Annotated in this window: 1 protein-coding gene; it reads left to right on the top strand. The window is 51.8% G+C overall.

Annotated elements, in window-relative coordinates; translation table 11 throughout:
* Positions 1-190: hypothetical protein (locus tag AC3XQU_RS23575; RefSeq protein WP_489876567.1), on the top strand; the 190-nt coding region annotated here is incomplete at its 5' end.
* Positions 191-305: the final 115 nt, after the last annotated feature.

Genomic DNA, 305 nt, shown 5'->3' on the forward strand with positions numbered 1-305 from the left:
CTCGAAGCTTGGCTTAAGAGCGATAGACCTGGTCGAATCCCTTTGCACCAAATACAAAATTCCACCGCCTGAGCGGTCGCAGTACTACGACCCTAAGCAAGGCTTTCTCGACGAACTGGCAAGAATTGAAGATAACATTAGAAAGCGTGCGGAGGCGATGAAGCCCGAAATGATGGCTCCGCCGCTTTGAAGGCTTAGAAGGGTAGGGTGGTGACACACGGGGCTAACTCTTGACTGACCAGGGCGCTTGCTGGAGATCAGTCATTTCGTTATCTGAGAGTGTCCACGTCGAGAGGGGATGTATT

The sequence above is a fragment of the Telluria sp. AZSoR62 genome, assembly GCF_058111565.1.